This is a genomic window from Promicromonospora sp. NPDC059942 (assembly GCF_042731755.1).
Lineage (GTDB): Bacteria > Actinomycetota > Actinomycetes > Actinomycetales > Cellulomonadaceae > Promicromonospora.
The window spans coordinates 210,474-225,979 of the sequence record NZ_JBHWLR010000001.1; the positions used below are offsets into that span (position 1 = coordinate 210,474).

At 72.9% G+C, this 15,506-nt stretch carries 15 protein-coding genes; 9 read left to right on the plus strand and 6 right to left on the minus strand.

The genetic code is table 11. From position 1 onward, the window contains the following. Positions 1 to 43: 43 nt before the first annotated feature. Complete coding sequence (locus ACFV9Q_RS00845) at positions 44 to 1,084, minus strand: LacI family DNA-binding transcriptional regulator (protein ID WP_377232728.1); 1,041 nt, start codon at positions 1,082 to 1,084, stop codon at positions 44 to 46. A gap of 138 nt (positions 1,085 to 1,222) precedes the next feature. Between ACFV9Q_RS00845 and ACFV9Q_RS00850 the strand changes: the two genes are divergently transcribed. From ACFV9Q_RS00850 to ACFV9Q_RS00870, 5 genes are all read left to right on the plus strand, one after another. Next, positions 1,223 to 1,549 carry a hypothetical protein gene (locus ACFV9Q_RS00850; RefSeq protein ID WP_377232729.1) on the plus strand — a complete coding sequence of 109 codons (327 nt, stop codon included), beginning with the start codon at positions 1,223 to 1,225 and terminating at the stop codon, positions 1,547 to 1,549. Between the two features lie 280 nt (positions 1,550 to 1,829). Beyond that, the gene (locus ACFV9Q_RS00855) at positions 1,830 to 2,714 is read left to right on the plus strand and encodes an ABC transporter permease (protein WP_377232730.1); all 885 of its coding nucleotides are present in this window, start codon (positions 1,830 to 1,832) and stop codon (positions 2,712 to 2,714) included. Between the two features lie 109 nt (positions 2,715 to 2,823). Next, the gene (locus ACFV9Q_RS00860; protein ID WP_377232731.1) at positions 2,824 to 3,888 is read left to right on the plus strand and encodes an ABC transporter substrate-binding protein; all 1,065 of its coding nucleotides are present in this window, start codon (positions 2,824 to 2,826) and stop codon (positions 3,886 to 3,888) included. Further along, entirely contained in the window at positions 3,885 to 4,715 is an 831-nt protein-coding gene (locus ACFV9Q_RS00865) for an ABC transporter ATP-binding protein (protein WP_377232732.1), read from the plus strand. Before ACFV9Q_RS00860 ends, ACFV9Q_RS00865 begins: the two co-directional genes overlap by 4 nt. Further along, positions 4,702 to 5,787, plus strand: coding sequence for a Gfo/Idh/MocA family protein (locus ACFV9Q_RS00870; protein ID WP_377232733.1), 1,086 nt, complete (start codon positions 4,702 to 4,704; stop codon positions 5,785 to 5,787). The genes ACFV9Q_RS00865 and ACFV9Q_RS00870 overlap by 14 nt, the downstream gene beginning before the upstream one ends. Here ACFV9Q_RS00870 and ACFV9Q_RS00875 read toward each other — a convergent pair. Together ACFV9Q_RS00875 and ACFV9Q_RS00880 are read right to left on the minus strand one after the other, a co-directional pair. Then, positions 5,760 to 6,329 carry a hypothetical protein gene (locus ACFV9Q_RS00875; RefSeq protein ID WP_377232734.1) on the minus strand — a complete coding sequence of 190 codons (570 nt, stop codon included), beginning with the start codon at positions 6,327 to 6,329 and terminating at the stop codon, positions 5,760 to 5,762. The two genes, ACFV9Q_RS00870 and ACFV9Q_RS00875, sit on opposite strands and share 28 nt — an antisense overlap. Positions 6,330 to 6,487: 158 nt before the next feature. Continuing rightward, on the minus strand, positions 6,488 to 7,654 hold the full coding sequence (locus ACFV9Q_RS00880; RefSeq protein ID WP_377232735.1) for an epoxide hydrolase family protein: 1,167 nt from the start codon (positions 7,652 to 7,654) through the stop codon (positions 6,488 to 6,490). Positions 7,655 to 7,754: 100 nt separating this feature from the next. On the opposite strand from ACFV9Q_RS00880, the gene ACFV9Q_RS00885 reads away from it, so the two are divergent. Further along, a complete protein-coding gene (locus tag ACFV9Q_RS00885; protein WP_377232736.1) occupies positions 7,755 to 8,330 on the plus strand; it encodes a CGNR zinc finger domain-containing protein in 576 nt (191 codons plus the stop codon). Between the two features lie 92 nt (positions 8,331 to 8,422). On the opposite strand, the gene ACFV9Q_RS00890 is transcribed toward ACFV9Q_RS00885, so the two are convergent. Together ACFV9Q_RS00890 and ACFV9Q_RS00895 are read right to left on the minus strand one after the other, a co-directional pair. After that, positions 8,423 to 12,295 (minus strand): S8 family peptidase, encoded by a 3,873-nt coding sequence (locus tag ACFV9Q_RS00890; RefSeq protein ID WP_377232737.1) that lies wholly within the window; start codon positions 12,293 to 12,295, stop codon positions 8,423 to 8,425. Positions 12,296 to 12,458: 163 nt separating this feature from the next. Then, positions 12,459 to 12,704: a hypothetical protein gene (locus ACFV9Q_RS00895; RefSeq protein ID WP_377230259.1), complete on the minus strand. Its 246-nt coding sequence runs from the start codon at positions 12,702 to 12,704 to the stop codon at positions 12,459 to 12,461. Positions 12,705 to 12,829: 125 nt separating this feature from the next. Between ACFV9Q_RS00895 and ACFV9Q_RS00900 the strand changes: the two genes are divergently transcribed. After that, positions 12,830 to 13,402, plus strand: a complete 573-nt coding sequence (locus ACFV9Q_RS00900; RefSeq protein WP_377232738.1) for an STM3941 family protein — start codon at positions 12,830 to 12,832, stop codon at positions 13,400 to 13,402. A gap of 6 nt (positions 13,403 to 13,408) precedes the next feature. On the opposite strand, the gene ACFV9Q_RS00905 is transcribed toward ACFV9Q_RS00900, so the two are convergent. Continuing rightward, a complete protein-coding gene (locus tag ACFV9Q_RS00905) occupies positions 13,409 to 13,642 on the minus strand; it encodes a hypothetical protein (RefSeq protein WP_377232739.1) in 234 nt (77 codons plus the stop codon). Between the two features lie 110 nt (positions 13,643 to 13,752). Between ACFV9Q_RS00905 and ACFV9Q_RS00910 the strand changes: the two genes are divergently transcribed. Next, complete coding sequence (locus tag ACFV9Q_RS00910; RefSeq protein ID WP_377232997.1) at positions 13,753 to 14,613, plus strand: phosphotransferase; 861 nt, start codon at positions 13,753 to 13,755, stop codon at positions 14,611 to 14,613. Positions 14,614 to 14,719: 106 nt separating this feature from the next. After that, positions 14,720 to 15,412 (plus strand): GPP34 family phosphoprotein, encoded by a 693-nt coding sequence (locus ACFV9Q_RS00915; RefSeq protein WP_377232740.1) that lies wholly within the window; start codon positions 14,720 to 14,722, stop codon positions 15,410 to 15,412. Positions 15,413 to 15,506: the final 94 nt, after the last annotated feature.

The window sequence follows — 15,506 nt, forward strand, 5'->3', positions numbered from 1 at the left end:
CTGCCTGGTGAACGGGTGTCCAACTGGGGCGGCGGCGCCCGGGTCAGGCGCGGCGGGCCGTCGAGCCACGCTCGACGAGCTTCGCCGGGAGCAGCGCCGGGGCCGACAGCCCGGCGGACGCCGTGGCCGACAGGCCGGACGACGGCGCACGCAGCTGGTTCAGCAGGCGCTGGACGGCGAACGTCCCGAAGTGGCGCAGGGGAGAGGCGACTGTCGTCAGCGGCGGGGTACAGAAGTCGGAGCCGAAGATGTTGTCGAACCCGACGACGCTCAGGTCGCGGGGGATCTCGACGCCGAGCCGCGTCAGCCCGCGCATCGTGCCGATCGCGACGAGGTCGTTGTAGGCGACGGTCGCGGTCGCGGAGTGGGTGGTCAGCGCCTGGGCGGCGGAGAGCCCGCCGGCGAGCGTCGGCGCGAACGGCCCGAGGCGCCACGCCCGCAGCCCGAGCTCCTGGGTCGCCTCACGGAAGGCGCGCCAGCGCATGCCGTCGGCCCAGGACGCCTCGGGCCCGGCCAGGTACGTCAGCCGGACGTGCCCGAGGCCCGCCAGGTGCTCGACGGCGCGCCGCATCCCCTGGGCGTTGTCGGTCACCACGCTCGGCACGTCCGTGACCACGCGGTTCATCACGACCGTCGGCCGCTGCTTGGCGACGGCGCGGATCGCCGCGTCCGAGAGCCGTGACGTGGCGAGGACGACCCCCTCGACCAGGGGCAGCGTGCGCTCCAGGGCGCGGCGCTCCGCCCCGCTCGACTCGTGCGCGTCCACCACCAGCAGCGTGTATCCGGAGTCGATGGCGGTCTTCTCGGCGCTGCGGATGATCTCGAAGAAGAACGGGTTGGTCAGGTCGGCCACGACGATCGCGAGCAGCGCGGTCCGGGCGTCCGGCAGCCCGCGCCCGATAGGGCTGGTGCGGTAGCCGAGCTCGTGCGCGACGCGCCGGATGCGGTCCGCCGTGTCCGCGTTGACGCGCCCCGGCCGGGAGAACGCCCGCGACACGGTCGAGGGCGCGACGCCGGCAACCCTGGCGACGTCGTAGATGGTCGGTCTGTTCCGAGAGCTCCCTGTTTCGCCAGTTTCGCCCATGCGCGGGGAGCGTACGTCGAGCCGACGGCCACGGCAACCATTTGCCGTGGACCACCCCGGGTGCGGCACGTCCTTGCGCGCCCGGCAAGAGGTGGCAACACCTTGACCGCCCCGGGCACGGCACCCTCGAATGACGGCATGACCCTGCCTACCGACCCGCTCGCGGTGCCCGAGGACCACGTGGCGGACGACGCGGTCCAGGTCGAGGCCGCGGAGAGCGAGCTCCGGCGGCTCGGCCTGGAGGAGATCCGCGTGCGGCACCACGGCGACCTGGCGCGGCTCGAGGCCCCGCACGCCGACCTCGCGAGCCTGGCGGCGGAGCCCCTGCGCGGGGAGGTGCTGCGGGCCGTGCGGTCCGCGGGCTTCCGGTCGGTGGCGGTCGACCTGGAGGCCGTGACGGACGCCGTCACCGAGATCGTCGCCGAGGCCGGCACGGACGCCGTCGCCGACCCGGGCGGCGCCTGACGGCCGGCTGACCGGCGTCCGGGTCCCAGCCCTGGTGGCAACCGCCGTCCGCCGGAGGCGCGCCGCGGCGGGGCAACAAGTGGCAACTCGTTGTCCGGCCCGGGCGCGGCTCATAGTGTCCCGGTGACGAGCAGCCCCACAGGCCGGGGCCGCTGACCTGCTCTACCGACCGGCACCTCCCGCACGACGACGTCCGGGGTGCCCTGACCCGCTGCCCCACGGGTGTCGACGTCGACCCCGTGCGACGAAACGGAAAGAGCGAACTATGGAGGATCACGCCATGGTGACCACCCAGGACGCCCGCCCCACGACAACTTCCTCGGGCAGGCCCAGGTCCCGGCCGACGACGCCGCCGTCCGGCAGCACGTCGCTCGGGACCCGGGCGCTCACCCTGCTCGCGGAGTCGTGGCGGCCGGTCGCGGTGCTGCTCGCGCTCTTCGCGCTCTGGTGGTTCGTGGCCTGGCGCGAGCTGGTCCCGGCCTACCTGGTGCCCGCGCCCGGCGCCGTCGCGGAGACCATGGTCGCCGAGTGGGCGATGCTGCTGGAGCACACGTGGGTGACCACGCTGGAGACGATCGTCGGGTTCGTGCTCGCCGCCGTGATCGGCGTGGCGGCGGCCGTGCTGCTGGTCTACTCCAAGACGGCGGAGAAATCCCTCTACCCGCTCATCCTCTTCGCCCAGGTCATCCCCAAGATCGCCATCGCCCCGATCCTGGTGGTCTGGTTCGGGTTCGGGATGACGCCGAAGATCGTCCTGGCCGTCCTCATCGCCTTCTTCCCCGTCGTCGTCTCGGCCGTGGCCGGCCTGCGCTCGGTCGACCCGGAGCTGCTGGAGATGTCCGCGACGATGGGCGCGTCGCGGTGGAAGACCTTCCGCAAGATCCGCTTCCCCGGGGCCCTCCCGCAGCTCATGTCCGGCCTCAAGGTCGCGGTCACGCTGGCGGTCGTGGGCGCCGTCGTCGGCGAGTTCGTGGGCGCCGACCGCGGCCTCGGGTACGTGCTGCTGCTCGCCAGCGGCAACCTCGACGCGCCGCTGCTGTTCGCCGACCTGATTCTCATGTCGCTCATCGGCGTCGTCCTCTTCGTGCTGGTCGAGGTGCTCGAACGCCTCCTCATCCCGTGGCACGCCTCGCGGCGCGGGAACCTCGCGCTCGCGACCGTCTGACACCGGCCGTCCGGCACCGGCCGTCCGACGCCGTCCGACGCCGTCCGGCGCCCGCACCCTCTCGTTCTTCTTGCCGCCGCCGTGGCGGCCCGACCAGAAAGGCTCTCCCATGCGTGGTGCAGCGAAGCATGACGACAAGAAGCGTGACGCCAGGACCCGTGCCCGCAAGACGATGATGTCGCTGGCCGTGGGCGGCGTCGCCCTGGCGACGGTCGCGGCCTGCGGGCAGACCGCCGGCGGGTCGGGCGAGCAGAACGCCGAGGGCCTGACCGAGGTCACGGTGACGCTCAACTGGGTGCCGTACGGCGAGCACGCGCCGTTCTACTACGGCGTGGCGGAGGGCATCTTCGAGGACGAGGGGATCGACCTGACGATCCAGCCGGGCAACGGGTCCGGCAACACGGTGCAGCAGGTCGCGCAGCGAAACACCGACTTCGGCTGGGCGGACACGCCGCCGCTGGCGAACGGGATCAGCTCCGGCATGCCCGTGCGCAGCGTCGGCGTCTTCCTGCAGACCGGCCCCAGCTCCGTCGAGTTCTTCGACGACCAGGGCATCACCGAGCCCGCCGACCTGGTGGGCAAGACGGTGGGCGGCACGCCCGGCGACGCGATGTACGGCACCTTCCCGGCGTGGCTGGAGATCAACGGCGTGAACCCGGACGACGTCACCGTGGTCAACGTCGACGCCGCGGGCAAGATCGCGGCGCTGATCGAGGGCAAGGTCGACGCCATCCAGGGCTTCTACCACGACCAGGCGGCGACCATCGAGAACCAGACCGGCAAGGAGGTCTCCGCCCTGCCGTTCGCGGAGTTCGGCATGAACATGCTCGGCACCGGCCTCCTCGCGAACGAGGCGACCATCGAGAGCGACCCCGAGCTGGTCCAGGCGATGGTGCGGGCGACGTCGAAGTCGTTCCTCGCGGCGTCGGAGGACCAAGACGCCGCCGTGGCCGCGATGGCCGCCGACGCGGAGCAGGCGCCGGACGAGGAGGTGCTCGCGGCGCAGCTCGAGGCGACGATCGGCCTGCTCAACCTGGAGGCCGCCCCCGCGCCCGGCGTGAACACCGAGCAGCAGTGGACGGACACGCTCACGTTCCTGACGGAGAACACGGAGTTCGAGGGCGAGCCCACGCCGGACGCGTACTGGGACGCGACCTTCGGGGAGGACCTGTGACCGCGACGACAGGGCCCACCACCGGGCCCGGCGCGGCTGCGGGGCCCGCCGAGGCCGAGCCGATCATCGAGGTCGCGCACCTCACGCGCCGCTTCACGTCCAAGCGGTCGGAGACCGTCGCGCTCGACGACGTGTCGCTCGCGGTGCGGCCCGGGGAGTTCGTCACGATCGCGGGGCCGTCGGGCTGCGGCAAGTCGACGCTGCTCAAGATCATCGCAGGGCTGACCCTGGCCACGGACGGCGACGTGCGCCTGTACGGGCAGCCCGTCACCGGGCCGCAGCGCGAGATCGGCTTCGCCTTCCAGCGCTCGGCCCTGCTGGAGTGGCGGGGCGTGCGCAAGAACATCCTGCTCCAGGCCGAGATGCGCGGCATGGACCGGCGTCGGGCGGAGGAGCGCGCGGACCACCTCATCGAGCTCACCGGCCTGACCGGGTTCGAGCGGGCCCTGCCGCACGAGCTGTCCGGCGGCATGCAGCAGCGCGTGGCGCTGTGCCGCGCCCTGCTGCACGAGCCGCGGGTGCTCCTGATGGACGAGCCGTTCGGCGCGCTCGACGCCCTGACGCGCGAGCAGATGAACATCGAGATGAACCGCATCTGGCGCGAGACCGGCACCACGGTGGTGCTGGTGACGCACTCCGTGCCGGAGGCGGTGTACCTGGGCAGCCGCATCGTCGTCATGAGCCCGCGGCCGGGCCGGATCGTGGAGACCCTCGAACCGGGGCTGCCGGACCGCCGCGAGTACGGCCCGACGCTCGCCGACCCGCGGTTCACCGCGGCGGCCGAGCGGCTGCGCGAGCTGCTCGGCGCGAGCCATGCGACCGAGTGACGGGACCGAGGACGACGGTGCGCCGCTCGGCGTGGGGATCATCGGGATGGGCGGCATCGGCGCGATGCACGCCCGGGCGCTCGCTGAGCTGAGCGGCCGGGCGCGGCTGGTCGCGTACAGCGGGCGGGCGCGCCCGCCGGCAGGTCCGGGCAAGCCGGACCCGCCGGCGGCGCGTCTCGCGTCGCACGAGGTGATCGCCCACCCCGACGTCGACGTCGTGGCGATCTGCACGCCGAGCGGCACGCACGCGGCGCTCACGCTGGCGGCGCTGGAGGCCGGCCGGCACGTCGTCGTCGAGAAGCCGCTCGCGCTCGACGCCGGCGACGCGCTGCGGGTCGCGGACGCCGCGCGCGAGCGCGGGCTGACGGTCTCGATGATCTCGCAGCGCCGGCTGGAGGCCGAGCACGTCGCGCTCAAGCGGGCGCTCGACGACGGCGCGCTGGGCGAGCTGCGGATCGCGACGACGCACGTGCACTGGCACCGCGACGACGCCTACTACCGCGCGGCGGGCTGGCGGTCCACGATGGCGCAGGGCGGCGGGTCCCTGATGAACCAGGGCGTGCACAACGTCGACCTGCTGCGCTGGCTGTGCGGCCCGGTCGAGTCGGTGACGGCGCAGTCCGGCACCCTCGCGCACGCGATCGAGGCCGAGGACACGACCGTGGCGACCCTACGTTTCGCCTCGGGGGCGCTCGGCGTGGTGACCACGACGACGGCGACGCCGCCCGGGTTCCCCGCGACGATCGCCCTGTTCGGCTCCCGGGGCTCGGCCGAGCTCGGGCAGGGGGAGGTGCGCCGCTGGGACGTCCCGGGGGTGCCCGAGCCGCGGCCGGGCCGGACCGTGAGCGGTGCCGCCGCACCGCTCGCGATCGGGCACGCGGGACACCTGGCCCAGTGGACCCGGATCCTCGACGCGCTGGAGACGTCCGCACCGGTGCCGGTCGGCGCCGACGACGCGCTGGAGACGGTCCGGCTGCTGTGCGCGATCCAGCACGCTGCGGCAACCGAGGCGGTGGTGCGGCCGGCGGACCTGGGCGGGCCCCGTCAGTCCCAACCCGGACCGCAGTTGTGAATCATCCACACGGGGTCCCAGGTCGCGGTGATGTCCGGGGCGCCTGACCCGGTGAACGGGTTATAGGTCGACGTGTGGGACCAGAGATTGTTGTAGTAGCTCTGGCCCTTGAAATATGACGTCTGACCGTAGGTCTGCTTGTCCACATACCATCCGTTCAGCTGCCAGTTGTGTACCTGATAGACATTGCACGCGTACAGCTTGAAGATCTTCCACGCGTCATGGACCGGGTCCCACACGGCGGTACAGAGGGTGCCGTTGCCGCAGCTGTACGTTCCGCCTCTCCGCACCAGCTCGAACGACACCGACGGAGTGATGGTCGGTGAGGCGGCCTGGATCCCGCTGTTCGTGGTGGTGGCGTCAGCGCCGCGCGGAGCGGGCGGAACCTGGTACAGCCGGCCGTCGTCGGGCGGGTTGGAAAGCTCTGTCACCAGGCTCGCGCTCTCGGGTGCCAGGGCTGAGGCCGGCCCCGCGACGAAGAGGCCCAGCAGCACCGCGGCCGCTGCTGCCAGTGCGGCGGCACGGGTAGGCAGTCTTCTCATGTCGATCCTCCTTTGTTGTCGTGCTCGGCGAGCACAACGGGAGGTTTTCACCCGGGAGATATGGATTCCATCTGGTTCGGTCACGACCGAAGGAAAGGCGTGTCATTCGGTTCTGGCCGAATGGCATCTACCGAGATGCGATCGGATCGCAGTCGGGTTCACCCCCGCGCGGCCAGCACCGCCGCGAGACCCGCCCGCAGGTCCTGGACGAAGTACCCGGGAACCTCCAGCGACGGGAAGTGCCCTCCGGCCTCCGGCGTCGTCCACCGCACGATCTGGCGGAACCGTTCCTGCGCCCAGGGGCGCGGCCAGCGCTCGATGTCGCGCGGGTAGGTGGTGATCGCCGACGGGACGTCCACCCGGAGGCCGGGGTCGAGCGCGGCGTGGCTCTCGGCGTAGATGCGGGCCGACGACGCGCCAGTCGCCGTCAGCCAGTAGAGGGTGACGTCGTCCAGCACGCTGTCGACGGGGATCGTCTCGAACGGGCTGTCCTGCGTGTCCGTCCACTCGGCGAACTTGTCGAGGATCCAGGCGAGCAGCCCGACCGGTGAGTCGACGAGCGAGTAGCCGATGGTCTGCGGCCGGCTCGCCTGCTGCTTCGCGTATGCCGCGCGGCGGCCCCAGAAGTCGCGGGAGTCCTCGACCCAGGCGCGCTCGGCCGGCGTCAGCCCGTCCGTCGACAGCCCGGGCGGCGGCTGCGCGACCGTGGTGTGGATGCCGATCACGTGCTCCGGGAACCTGCCGCCGAGGATCGTGGTGATGACGCCGCCCCAGTCGCCGCCGTGGGCCAGGAACCGGTCGTAGCCGAGCCGCCGCATCAGCTCCACCCACGCGGCGGCGATCTTCTCGATGCCCCACCCTGGCGTGCTCGGGCGCTCGCTGTAGCCGAAGCCCGGCAGCGACGGGACGACGACGTGGAACGCCGGCGCGTCCGCGCTGCCCGGGTCGGCCAGGTCGTCGACGACGTGGGTGAACTCGGCGATGCTGCCCGGCCAGCCGTGCGTCAGGACCAGCGGCGTGGCGTCGGCCCGCGGGGAGCGCCGGTGCAGGAAGTGGATGCCCAGGCCGTCGATCGTCGTGCGGAACTGGCCGATCTGGTCGAGGCGCGCCTCGAAGCGCCGCCAGTGGTACCCGGCGCTCCAGTGGTCGACGACGTCCACGAGGTCGGCGAGGGGAACGCCCTGGTCCCATCTCCTGGAGGCCGGCGCGGCGCGGACCGTCTCGGCCTCCGGCAGCCGGACCGCGGCCAGTCGGCCGCGCAGGTCGTCGAGCTCGGCGTCGGTCGCGCGCGCTTCGAACGGCTGCACGTCGCTGGGCTGGTTCATGAGACCTCCTCGTCGGTGGCGCCGGCTCGGTTGCAGAGGAACCAGCTAAGACGGTTCTAGCAGCGGCCGACGACGAAACGCAACCGGCTAAGGTGGTTCCATGAGCCCTCGGTTCCCCGACTTCCGCCTCGGCAAGGTGCTCGCGACGAGCTTCACGGGGACCCTGTCGGAGCGGCACGGCGAACCGGTGGAGCGCATCCCGACGCCGGGCCGGCTCGCCGACTGGCTGACGGTGAGCGGCCTGGCCGTGGCGTCGTGCACCACCGCCCAGCTCGACCGCGCACGGGAGCTGCGGGAGGCGATCCACGCGGCCGCGACGGCGGCGGCGCGCCAGGACCCGCTCCCGGCCGCGGCGGTCCGGGTCATCAACGACTTCAGCACCCGGGGCGGAGCGGCGGCCGTGCTGACGCCCGAGAACGACCGGCAGTGGCGGCTGCGCTCGGCGTCCGCCGTCGACGACGCCCTAGGGGTCATCGCCGCCGACGCGATCGGCGTCCTCGCGGGGGAGCGGGACGGCAGGCTGGCGCTGTGCGCCTCGCCGACCTGCCGGGCCGCGTTCTTCGACACCAGCCAGAGCCGGTCGCGCCGGTGGTGCGACATGGGCACGTGCGGCAACCGCGAGAAGAAGGCGAGGTACCTCGCCGGCCGCCGCGCGGACGCCGCGGCGGGCACCTAGCGGGGACGGGCGGCGGCCCTCCGGGAAGCACGAAGGCCCCCGCCGCAGGGCGAGGGCCTTCGTGTCCTTCCTGGCCTACCAGACCGGACCGGTCAGCGGCGGGCGTTCACCGCGAACGCGTCGATCACCGTCTCGGAGAAGGTGGCTCCCGCCGCGTCCCGTGCCTCGGAGCGCAGCGAGACCGTCGTCGACCCCGGCGGGGTGGTGACAGTGGCGCTGTACGCACCGGCCTGGGCATGGCCCGGGCCGCGCCCCGACGCCCGGGTCACGCGCACCGGCGTCCAGTGCTCGCCGCCGTCCGTGGAGGACCACAGCTTCAGGCTCGTGACGGGTGCGGCGCCGACGGCGCCGTCCTGGTGCGAGACCCGGAGGTCCAGCTCCGTGGAGCGCCGGCTCGCCGTGTTGTACGCGTCCAGGCCCTGCACGCCGTAGTCGAGCTGGAGCAGCGGCAGCACCTCCGGCTTCTTGCTGCTGCCCGGGACGAAGCCCCACTCGGTCGTCACGTCCGTCGACAGCGGCCACCACGGGGTGTCGCGGTGCGTCTCCAGCCGGATGCGGAACGGCTCCTTGCCGGTGCCGACGTCCGGCGTCGCGTACGTGCCGAACGGGTCGTCCGTCAGCAGGTCGTCGCCCCGCCAGACCTGGAACCGGCCCGTGGAGGCCTCGTCGGGACCCCACTCCTGGGTGTGGCCCTCGCCGTCGACCCGGTAGGGCAGGTTGATCCCGAGGGTGCTGCCGTCGCGGTAGACCGCGGCGTCCTGCGGGACGGCCGGGGACGCCCAGAACCCGCCGTGGTTCACCTGGCCGTTGTAGGTCTCCTTCGGCTGCTTCCCGGGCTGGTAGGTCACCGCCTCACCGTCGATCCACGCCGGCCAGGCGTTCAGGCCCTGGGCGGCGGTGGAGCCGCGCTGGAACTGCACGCCGGGCTCGGTCGAGTAGTAGACCGTCCGCCCGCTCACCGCGCCGGTGGTCCACGACTGCTGCCAGCCGCTCATCGTGCTGCCGCTCGTGATGGTGAGGCGCTCGGCGTTGCGGAGCCCCGCCGCGAACGGCTTGAACGACCGCAGCTCGGTCTCGACCGCCGCGAGGTCCTTGGCCGAGGGCCGGTAGGTGAGCGAGCGCGGGAGCGTCCGCCCCTGCTCGCTGTAGCCCAGCGCGTACTGGTACGACGGCGTCGCGCGGCCCGTGCCCCGCAGCGTCGCGCCGCGGTGGGCGGCCTCGACGAGCTTCAGCCCGAGGTCGCGCTTCAGCGTCAGCGTCGGCACGGCCTGGTCGCTCATGGTGTTGATCGTGCGGTTGTCCACCTGGTGGTAGAACGGGCCCGGGGTGGACCCGTACACGATCACCGCCACGGCCCCGGCGTCCGCCGCGGCCTGCGACTGCGGGTTCAGCGTGAGGTCACCGGTGTCCTCGACCAGCACGACGGCGCCGTCCGCGTGCACGGCGGCCAGCTCCTGCGGGGTACCCGTCCCGCCGTCCACGAGCCGCGCCGACATCCGGCCCTCGTACCGCGGGGACCGGACCGCGTTGCCCAGCTCGCGCGACACGTCGAGCGCCCGGCCCTTGCCCACGGCGGCGACGTCGAGCAGCGGCTGGTCCAGCAGGTACCGCGACGTCACCGTGGTCTCGCCCGCGAGCGGGCCGCCGTCGCGCAGCACGTACGCGGTGAGGTCCATGCCGCCCGTGTAGTCGCCGGTGCTGAACGAGGTTCCCGTGGTCACCGGGCCGCTCCGGCCCGGCAGGTCGCGGACCAGGTCCGAGGCCAGGGCGCGCGGCGCCACCTTCTTCGGCGTCTCCATGCGCACCGGTACCGCCGTGCTGCCGTCCAGCGTGAGCGTGGCGTCACCGGCCGTCAGGTCGGCGTCGCGCGAGAAGCTGACGACGCCGTCGAAGAAGGCGGCCGACGGCGACACCGCGTCGAAGAGCTGGCCCTGGACCGCGTAGCGGCCGGCGGGCAGCCGCACCTCGGCGACGCCGTCGGTGAACTGGAACCACTGGTTCACGTCGGGGTCGTCGATGCCGTGGACCCAGCCCGCGTCCGGGTTGGCGGCCGGCGCGCCGCCGAGGCGGCTCGCCTCGATGCGCAGCGTGTACATGTCCGGGTCGCTCTGGAACGCGAGCACGGTCCGCACGGCGGGGAACCCGGCCCCGGTCGCGCGGAGCACCCCGGCGAAGACGTCGGGCTCGTCGGAGCGCGGGTCGATGGTCACGTCCGCGGTCGCGGAGCCGTGGGCGGGGATCGTCAGGGTGTCCGTGGACAGGGACGCCACGCCCGCGGGGACGGCCACGCCGTCGCCCGCGTTGACCGAGAGGGCGAGGTCCACGTCGACGGCGGTGCCGGAGTCGTTCGTGTACGTGACCGTCTGCGTGCGCGGCGTCTGCTCGGCACGGGGCGAGTCGAACAGCCCGAACGAGAGCGAGGCCGGCGTCGCGTAGACCGCCTCCCCGATCGCGCCGGGCACCCAGGCGCGGCCCGCGCCCTCGGCGAACACCGAGTTCCCCGCCGGCTGGGCCGAGCCCATGAGCACCGACTTCAGGGCCTCGCCGTCCAGCTCCGGCCGCGCCTGCTTGAGCAGCGCGGCCGCCCCGGCCACGTGCGGCGTGGCCATCGACGTGCCGGACATGGCGGCGTAGTGGTCGCCGACAGGCACGTCGGGGTTCGTCCCGGCGGCGCGGGCGGCGACGATCCCGTCGCCGGGCGCCGCGATGTCGGGCTTGATCGCGTAGTCGCCGAACCGCGGCCCCATCGAGGAGAAGTACGCGATGTCGTCGGAGTCCGTCACCGCGCCGACCGTCAGGGCGCTGTCCGCGGTGCCGGGGGTGGTGACCGTGAACGGGGTGCCCCAGTTGCCCTCGTTGCCGGCCGCGATGGTGACGAGGGTGTCGTAGCGCTCCGAGATCGAGTCGACGGAGAGGGCCGCGGGGTCGGTGCCGTCGGTGTACGCGCCCCGCACGCCCAGGCTCATGTTGATGACGTCCGCGCCGTTCGAGGCCGCCCACTCCATGGCGTCGATGGCCCAGGACTCGTCGCCCTCGCCGTCGTCGTTCAGGACGCGGCCGTTCAGCAGCCGGGCGCCGGGCGCGACGCCGCGGTTCTCGCCGTCGGACGCCTCACCGCTGCCCGCGATGATCGAGGCGACGTGCGTGCCGTGGCCGAGGGCGTCGTGCGTGCTGCCCGAGCCGGTGAAGTCCCGTTCGAGGGTCACGATGCCCTGGTCCAGGTCCGGGTGGGTGGTGTCGATGCCGGAGTCCAGGACCGCGACGGTCACGCCGGTGCCGTCGATGCCGAGGTCCCAGGCGTCGGTCGCGCCGATCTGCGGCGTGGAGTCGGCGTCGGACACCTCCAGCGGGGCGTCCAGCCACACCTTGCTCACGGTGCGGCCGTCCTCGGCGGCGTCCACGAGCGGGCGGGCGCCGTCCGCGGGGACGTCGCCCGCGACCGCGTCGATCGACTCCAGGGTCCGGTCGACGTCGAGGTCGAGCTTCTCCCAGGTCGGCTCCGCGGACCGGGCCGCGCGGGCGGTGGTGGTCTGCACGATCACGGGCAGGGCGGGGTCCGCGCTCGTGTCCTGTGCCGGGTCCTGCGCCGCCTCCAGGGCGGTGACGTCGAACAGCCGGAGATCCAGCTTCGCCGGCACCAGGTCGGCGACGTCGGAGGGGACGACGAAGTAGTGGCCCGCCGAGTCGCCGAAGGCGGCGTAGCTGACCGGTCGGCCGTCGGGCCGCGGCGCGGCCTCGAACCCGACGGTCGGCGTGCCGTCGTCGGCGGTGCTGGTGGTGACCCGGTCACCGGTGACGAGGACGACGTCGGTGTCCGGGACGTCAGGGACGTCCGGCGCCGACCGCGGTGCCTCAGGGGTGGCGGCCACGGCCGGTGGCGCGGAGCCAACGGCTGCCGCCGTGGGCAGGGCGCCCACGACGAGCGCGGCGGCAGTGGCCGCGACGACCAGTCTTCTTGCTCTCACAACGATCTCCCAGTGATTCCGCAGCGGTACGGAGGGTCAAGCAGTCGCTGCAGACGCTGACAGGCCTGGGAGCCGTTGCTGTGTCGGGCGTGTGTCGTAACGATTTCGATGTGGCCGGACGGTCCGGGGAGCGTCCCGTCCGGCGGGCCGTGGGCCCGTGCGCTCAGCGCAGCGTCGGCCCCTCCACGGCCACGGGGCCGTGGGCACCCGGGTGCTTGATCTCCAGGTTGAGGGTGTTGCGCGACGTCGGGATCACGACGACCTGCGCCTCACCACCGTCGGTGTCGATCGCGCGCACGTGCAGGTGCCCGTCCTTGAGCTTGAGGGCGAACTGGTCGGCCCCGGAGACGAAGCGCACCTCGCTGTCGTCGGTGATCACGGTGGGGCCGGTGGGCAGGGTCTTGGGCATGGGTACAGCATGCCTCAGCGGCGGGGCGCGACCCGACCTGCCGGCGTGGTCCCGGCGCAGGGCCCACGGGTGAAGTCTCTGGCTTTCCGGGCCTGGCGCGGTCGCGCCCCGCTATCGTTCCGGCCGTGACCGATGCCGTGCAGTTCGACGTCTCGCGTGCCCGCATCCTGCTGATGGGCCTGGTGCTCGGCCCGCTGATGACAGCTGCCGCGGTTCTTGTGCTCGTCGCCGCCGTCGTCCCGACCGCGGTCCCGTGGCTGGCCCCGATGTCGCCGATCCTGTGGCTGCTTTACGTGGTCGCGGGCGTGGCCGGCACTGCGTTCTTCGGTTTCACGACGGTGGCCTGGCTGATGCTCCTTCGCGGGCCCGGTCCCCGGCTGGTCGTCGACGCCGAAGGGTTCACCGACACGTCGAGCGCCGTGTCGTCCGGGAGGACGACGTGGGACCAGGTCGTCGGATGGCACCTTCACCACGTCCAGCGACAGACCAACCTGTGCATCGTGGTGCAGGACCCCCAAGCCGTGCTCGGACGGATGGGGCCGGTCGCGCGGCTCCTGTCCCGGAGCAACGTCAAGCTCGTCGGGACCCCGGTGTGTATCGGGCTGAACAACCTTGGCGGGGCCGAAGCCGTTCTTCCTGCCTTCGAGCAGCACTACGACCAGTGGGTACGCGAGAACGCCGGCACCACGGAGGTGTGAGCGGTCCTACGTCAGCACGCCCGTCAGCGCAAGGATTCCGGTCAGGAAGCCGACAACGACCATCACGATGCCGGCCACGCGTGCGGCCAGGAAGTTGGTTCGGTGACTGTGCTGGACCCACAGCCACTCGGGCCCTCGCTCGGCGGTGTCCGCGAAATTCTTCGCGAGCGTGAACCAGCCGATTCCCATGATGACGGTCATGATCGAAAAGGCGAGAGCGAAGAGCTGCGGTCCGGTCATGGGCGGACGGTAGCGCGTCCCGTGCGCACCACCGCGTGACCCGAGTACGGGATCCACCAGGGATGGCCGGAATTGTCCTTGCCCGCCCGTGCCAGGATGCGACGGTGGAGATGACCGGCGTCACCCGTGCCATCGCTGCTGCGACCTCCCTCGCCGCATCCCTCGACCTGCCGGCCGACGACGCCGTCGTGCTGCACAACTCGAACAAGCTGGCGCTGCGGCTGACGCCCTGCGACGTCTTCGCCCGGATCGCGCCCGTGGGACAGGAGGTCGCGCAGTTCGAGGTCGACCTCGCGCAGCGGCTCGTCGAGGCCGGATCGCCGGTGGTCCCGCTGGAGCCCCGGGCGGAACCGCGGGTGCACGTCCGCGACGGCTTCGCCGTGACGCTGTGGACCTATTACGAACCCGTGACACCCGGCGCCGCCCCGGCCGACGTCGCCAAGGCGCTGGAGGAGCTGCACTCCGGCATGCGCACGGTCGACCTGAGGAGCCCGCGGTTCGCGGACCGGGTCACGGAGGCGGAGGAGATCGTCGCCGATGCGGACCGCTCGCCGGACCTCGCCGACGCCGACCGCGCGTTCCTCGGCGGCCGGCTGGCAGACCTGCGGCGGGCAATCGAGGACCGCGGCGCCGTCGAGCAGCTGCTCCATGGCGAGCCGCACCCGGGCAATGTGCTCAGCACGACCGGCGGGCCGTTGTTCATCGACCTGGAGACGTGCTGCCGCGGGCCCGTCGAGTTCGATCTCGCCCACGTTCCCGAGGCGGTCTGCGCGCACTACCCGGGCGTCGACCCGGAGCTGCTGGACGAGTGCCGGCAGCTCGTGCTCGCGATGGTCGCCGCCTGGCGCTGGGACGCCGACGACCAGTTCCCGCGGGGAAGGTTGTTCGGCGAGGAGCTGCTGCGGGTGCTGCGCGCGGGTGCTCCCTGGCCGACGCTCGACACGGTGGTCGGACGGCTGGACGACCGGTAGCCCGGGGGCGCCCGCCCGGGGCGATTGACCCTGCCCCAGGGGCACGGACTGTCATGGGGCCAGGCACGACGCCGCCCGGACCGTCCGCACTGCCGAGGAGAGACCGATGCGCCCACCGAAGCACCACGAGCTGCGCCCCGAGCCGCTGATCGTCGAGGACCTGCTGCTGCTCCTGCTCGACGACAGGTCGGGGACCGTCCGGGGCGAGGCCAACCTGCACTACACGCTGGGCGGGGCCGTGCTGATCGAGCTCGCGCTGCTGGGTCGCGTCGAGCTCGACGGGAGGAAGCGGGTGCACGCCGTCGCGGGCGAGCCGCTCGGCGACTCGCTGCTGGACGCGGCGGCGGCGCAGGTGGCGAAGCGTGCCAGGCACGTGCACACGGTCCTCCTCGACCTCGGTCTCGACCTGGAGCCGCAGGTGCGCGACCGGCTGGTCGAGCGGGGGATGCTGCGCCGGGAACGGTCCAAGGTGCTCGGTCTCATCCCGGTGACCAGGACGCCCGCGCAGGACCTCCCGTACGAGGCGGCGCTGCTGGAGCGGGTGCGGGCCGTGCTGGAGGACGGCGTGACGCCCGACCCGCGCACCGCCGCCCTGACGGCGGCACTCTCCGCGAGCGGGACGCTCCGGGAGCTCCACCCGGCGATCCGCCGGTCGCGCGCGGTGACCGAGCGAGCCCGTGAGCTGCGGGAGGGCACCTGGGGCGCGGCGGAGGTCGACCAGGCGATCGTGGTGGCCGCGATCGCGTCGGTCGGAGGCGCCGTCGCCGAGGCCGCGGCCGGCGGCGACTCGTCGCAGTAGGGCGCCGGGGGGGGCAGCGTCCGAGAGCAGAGAAGACCCAAGGGACAGAAAGCATCCGGAGAGCAGCGACACGGCGACCCACGCCAGCCCAACA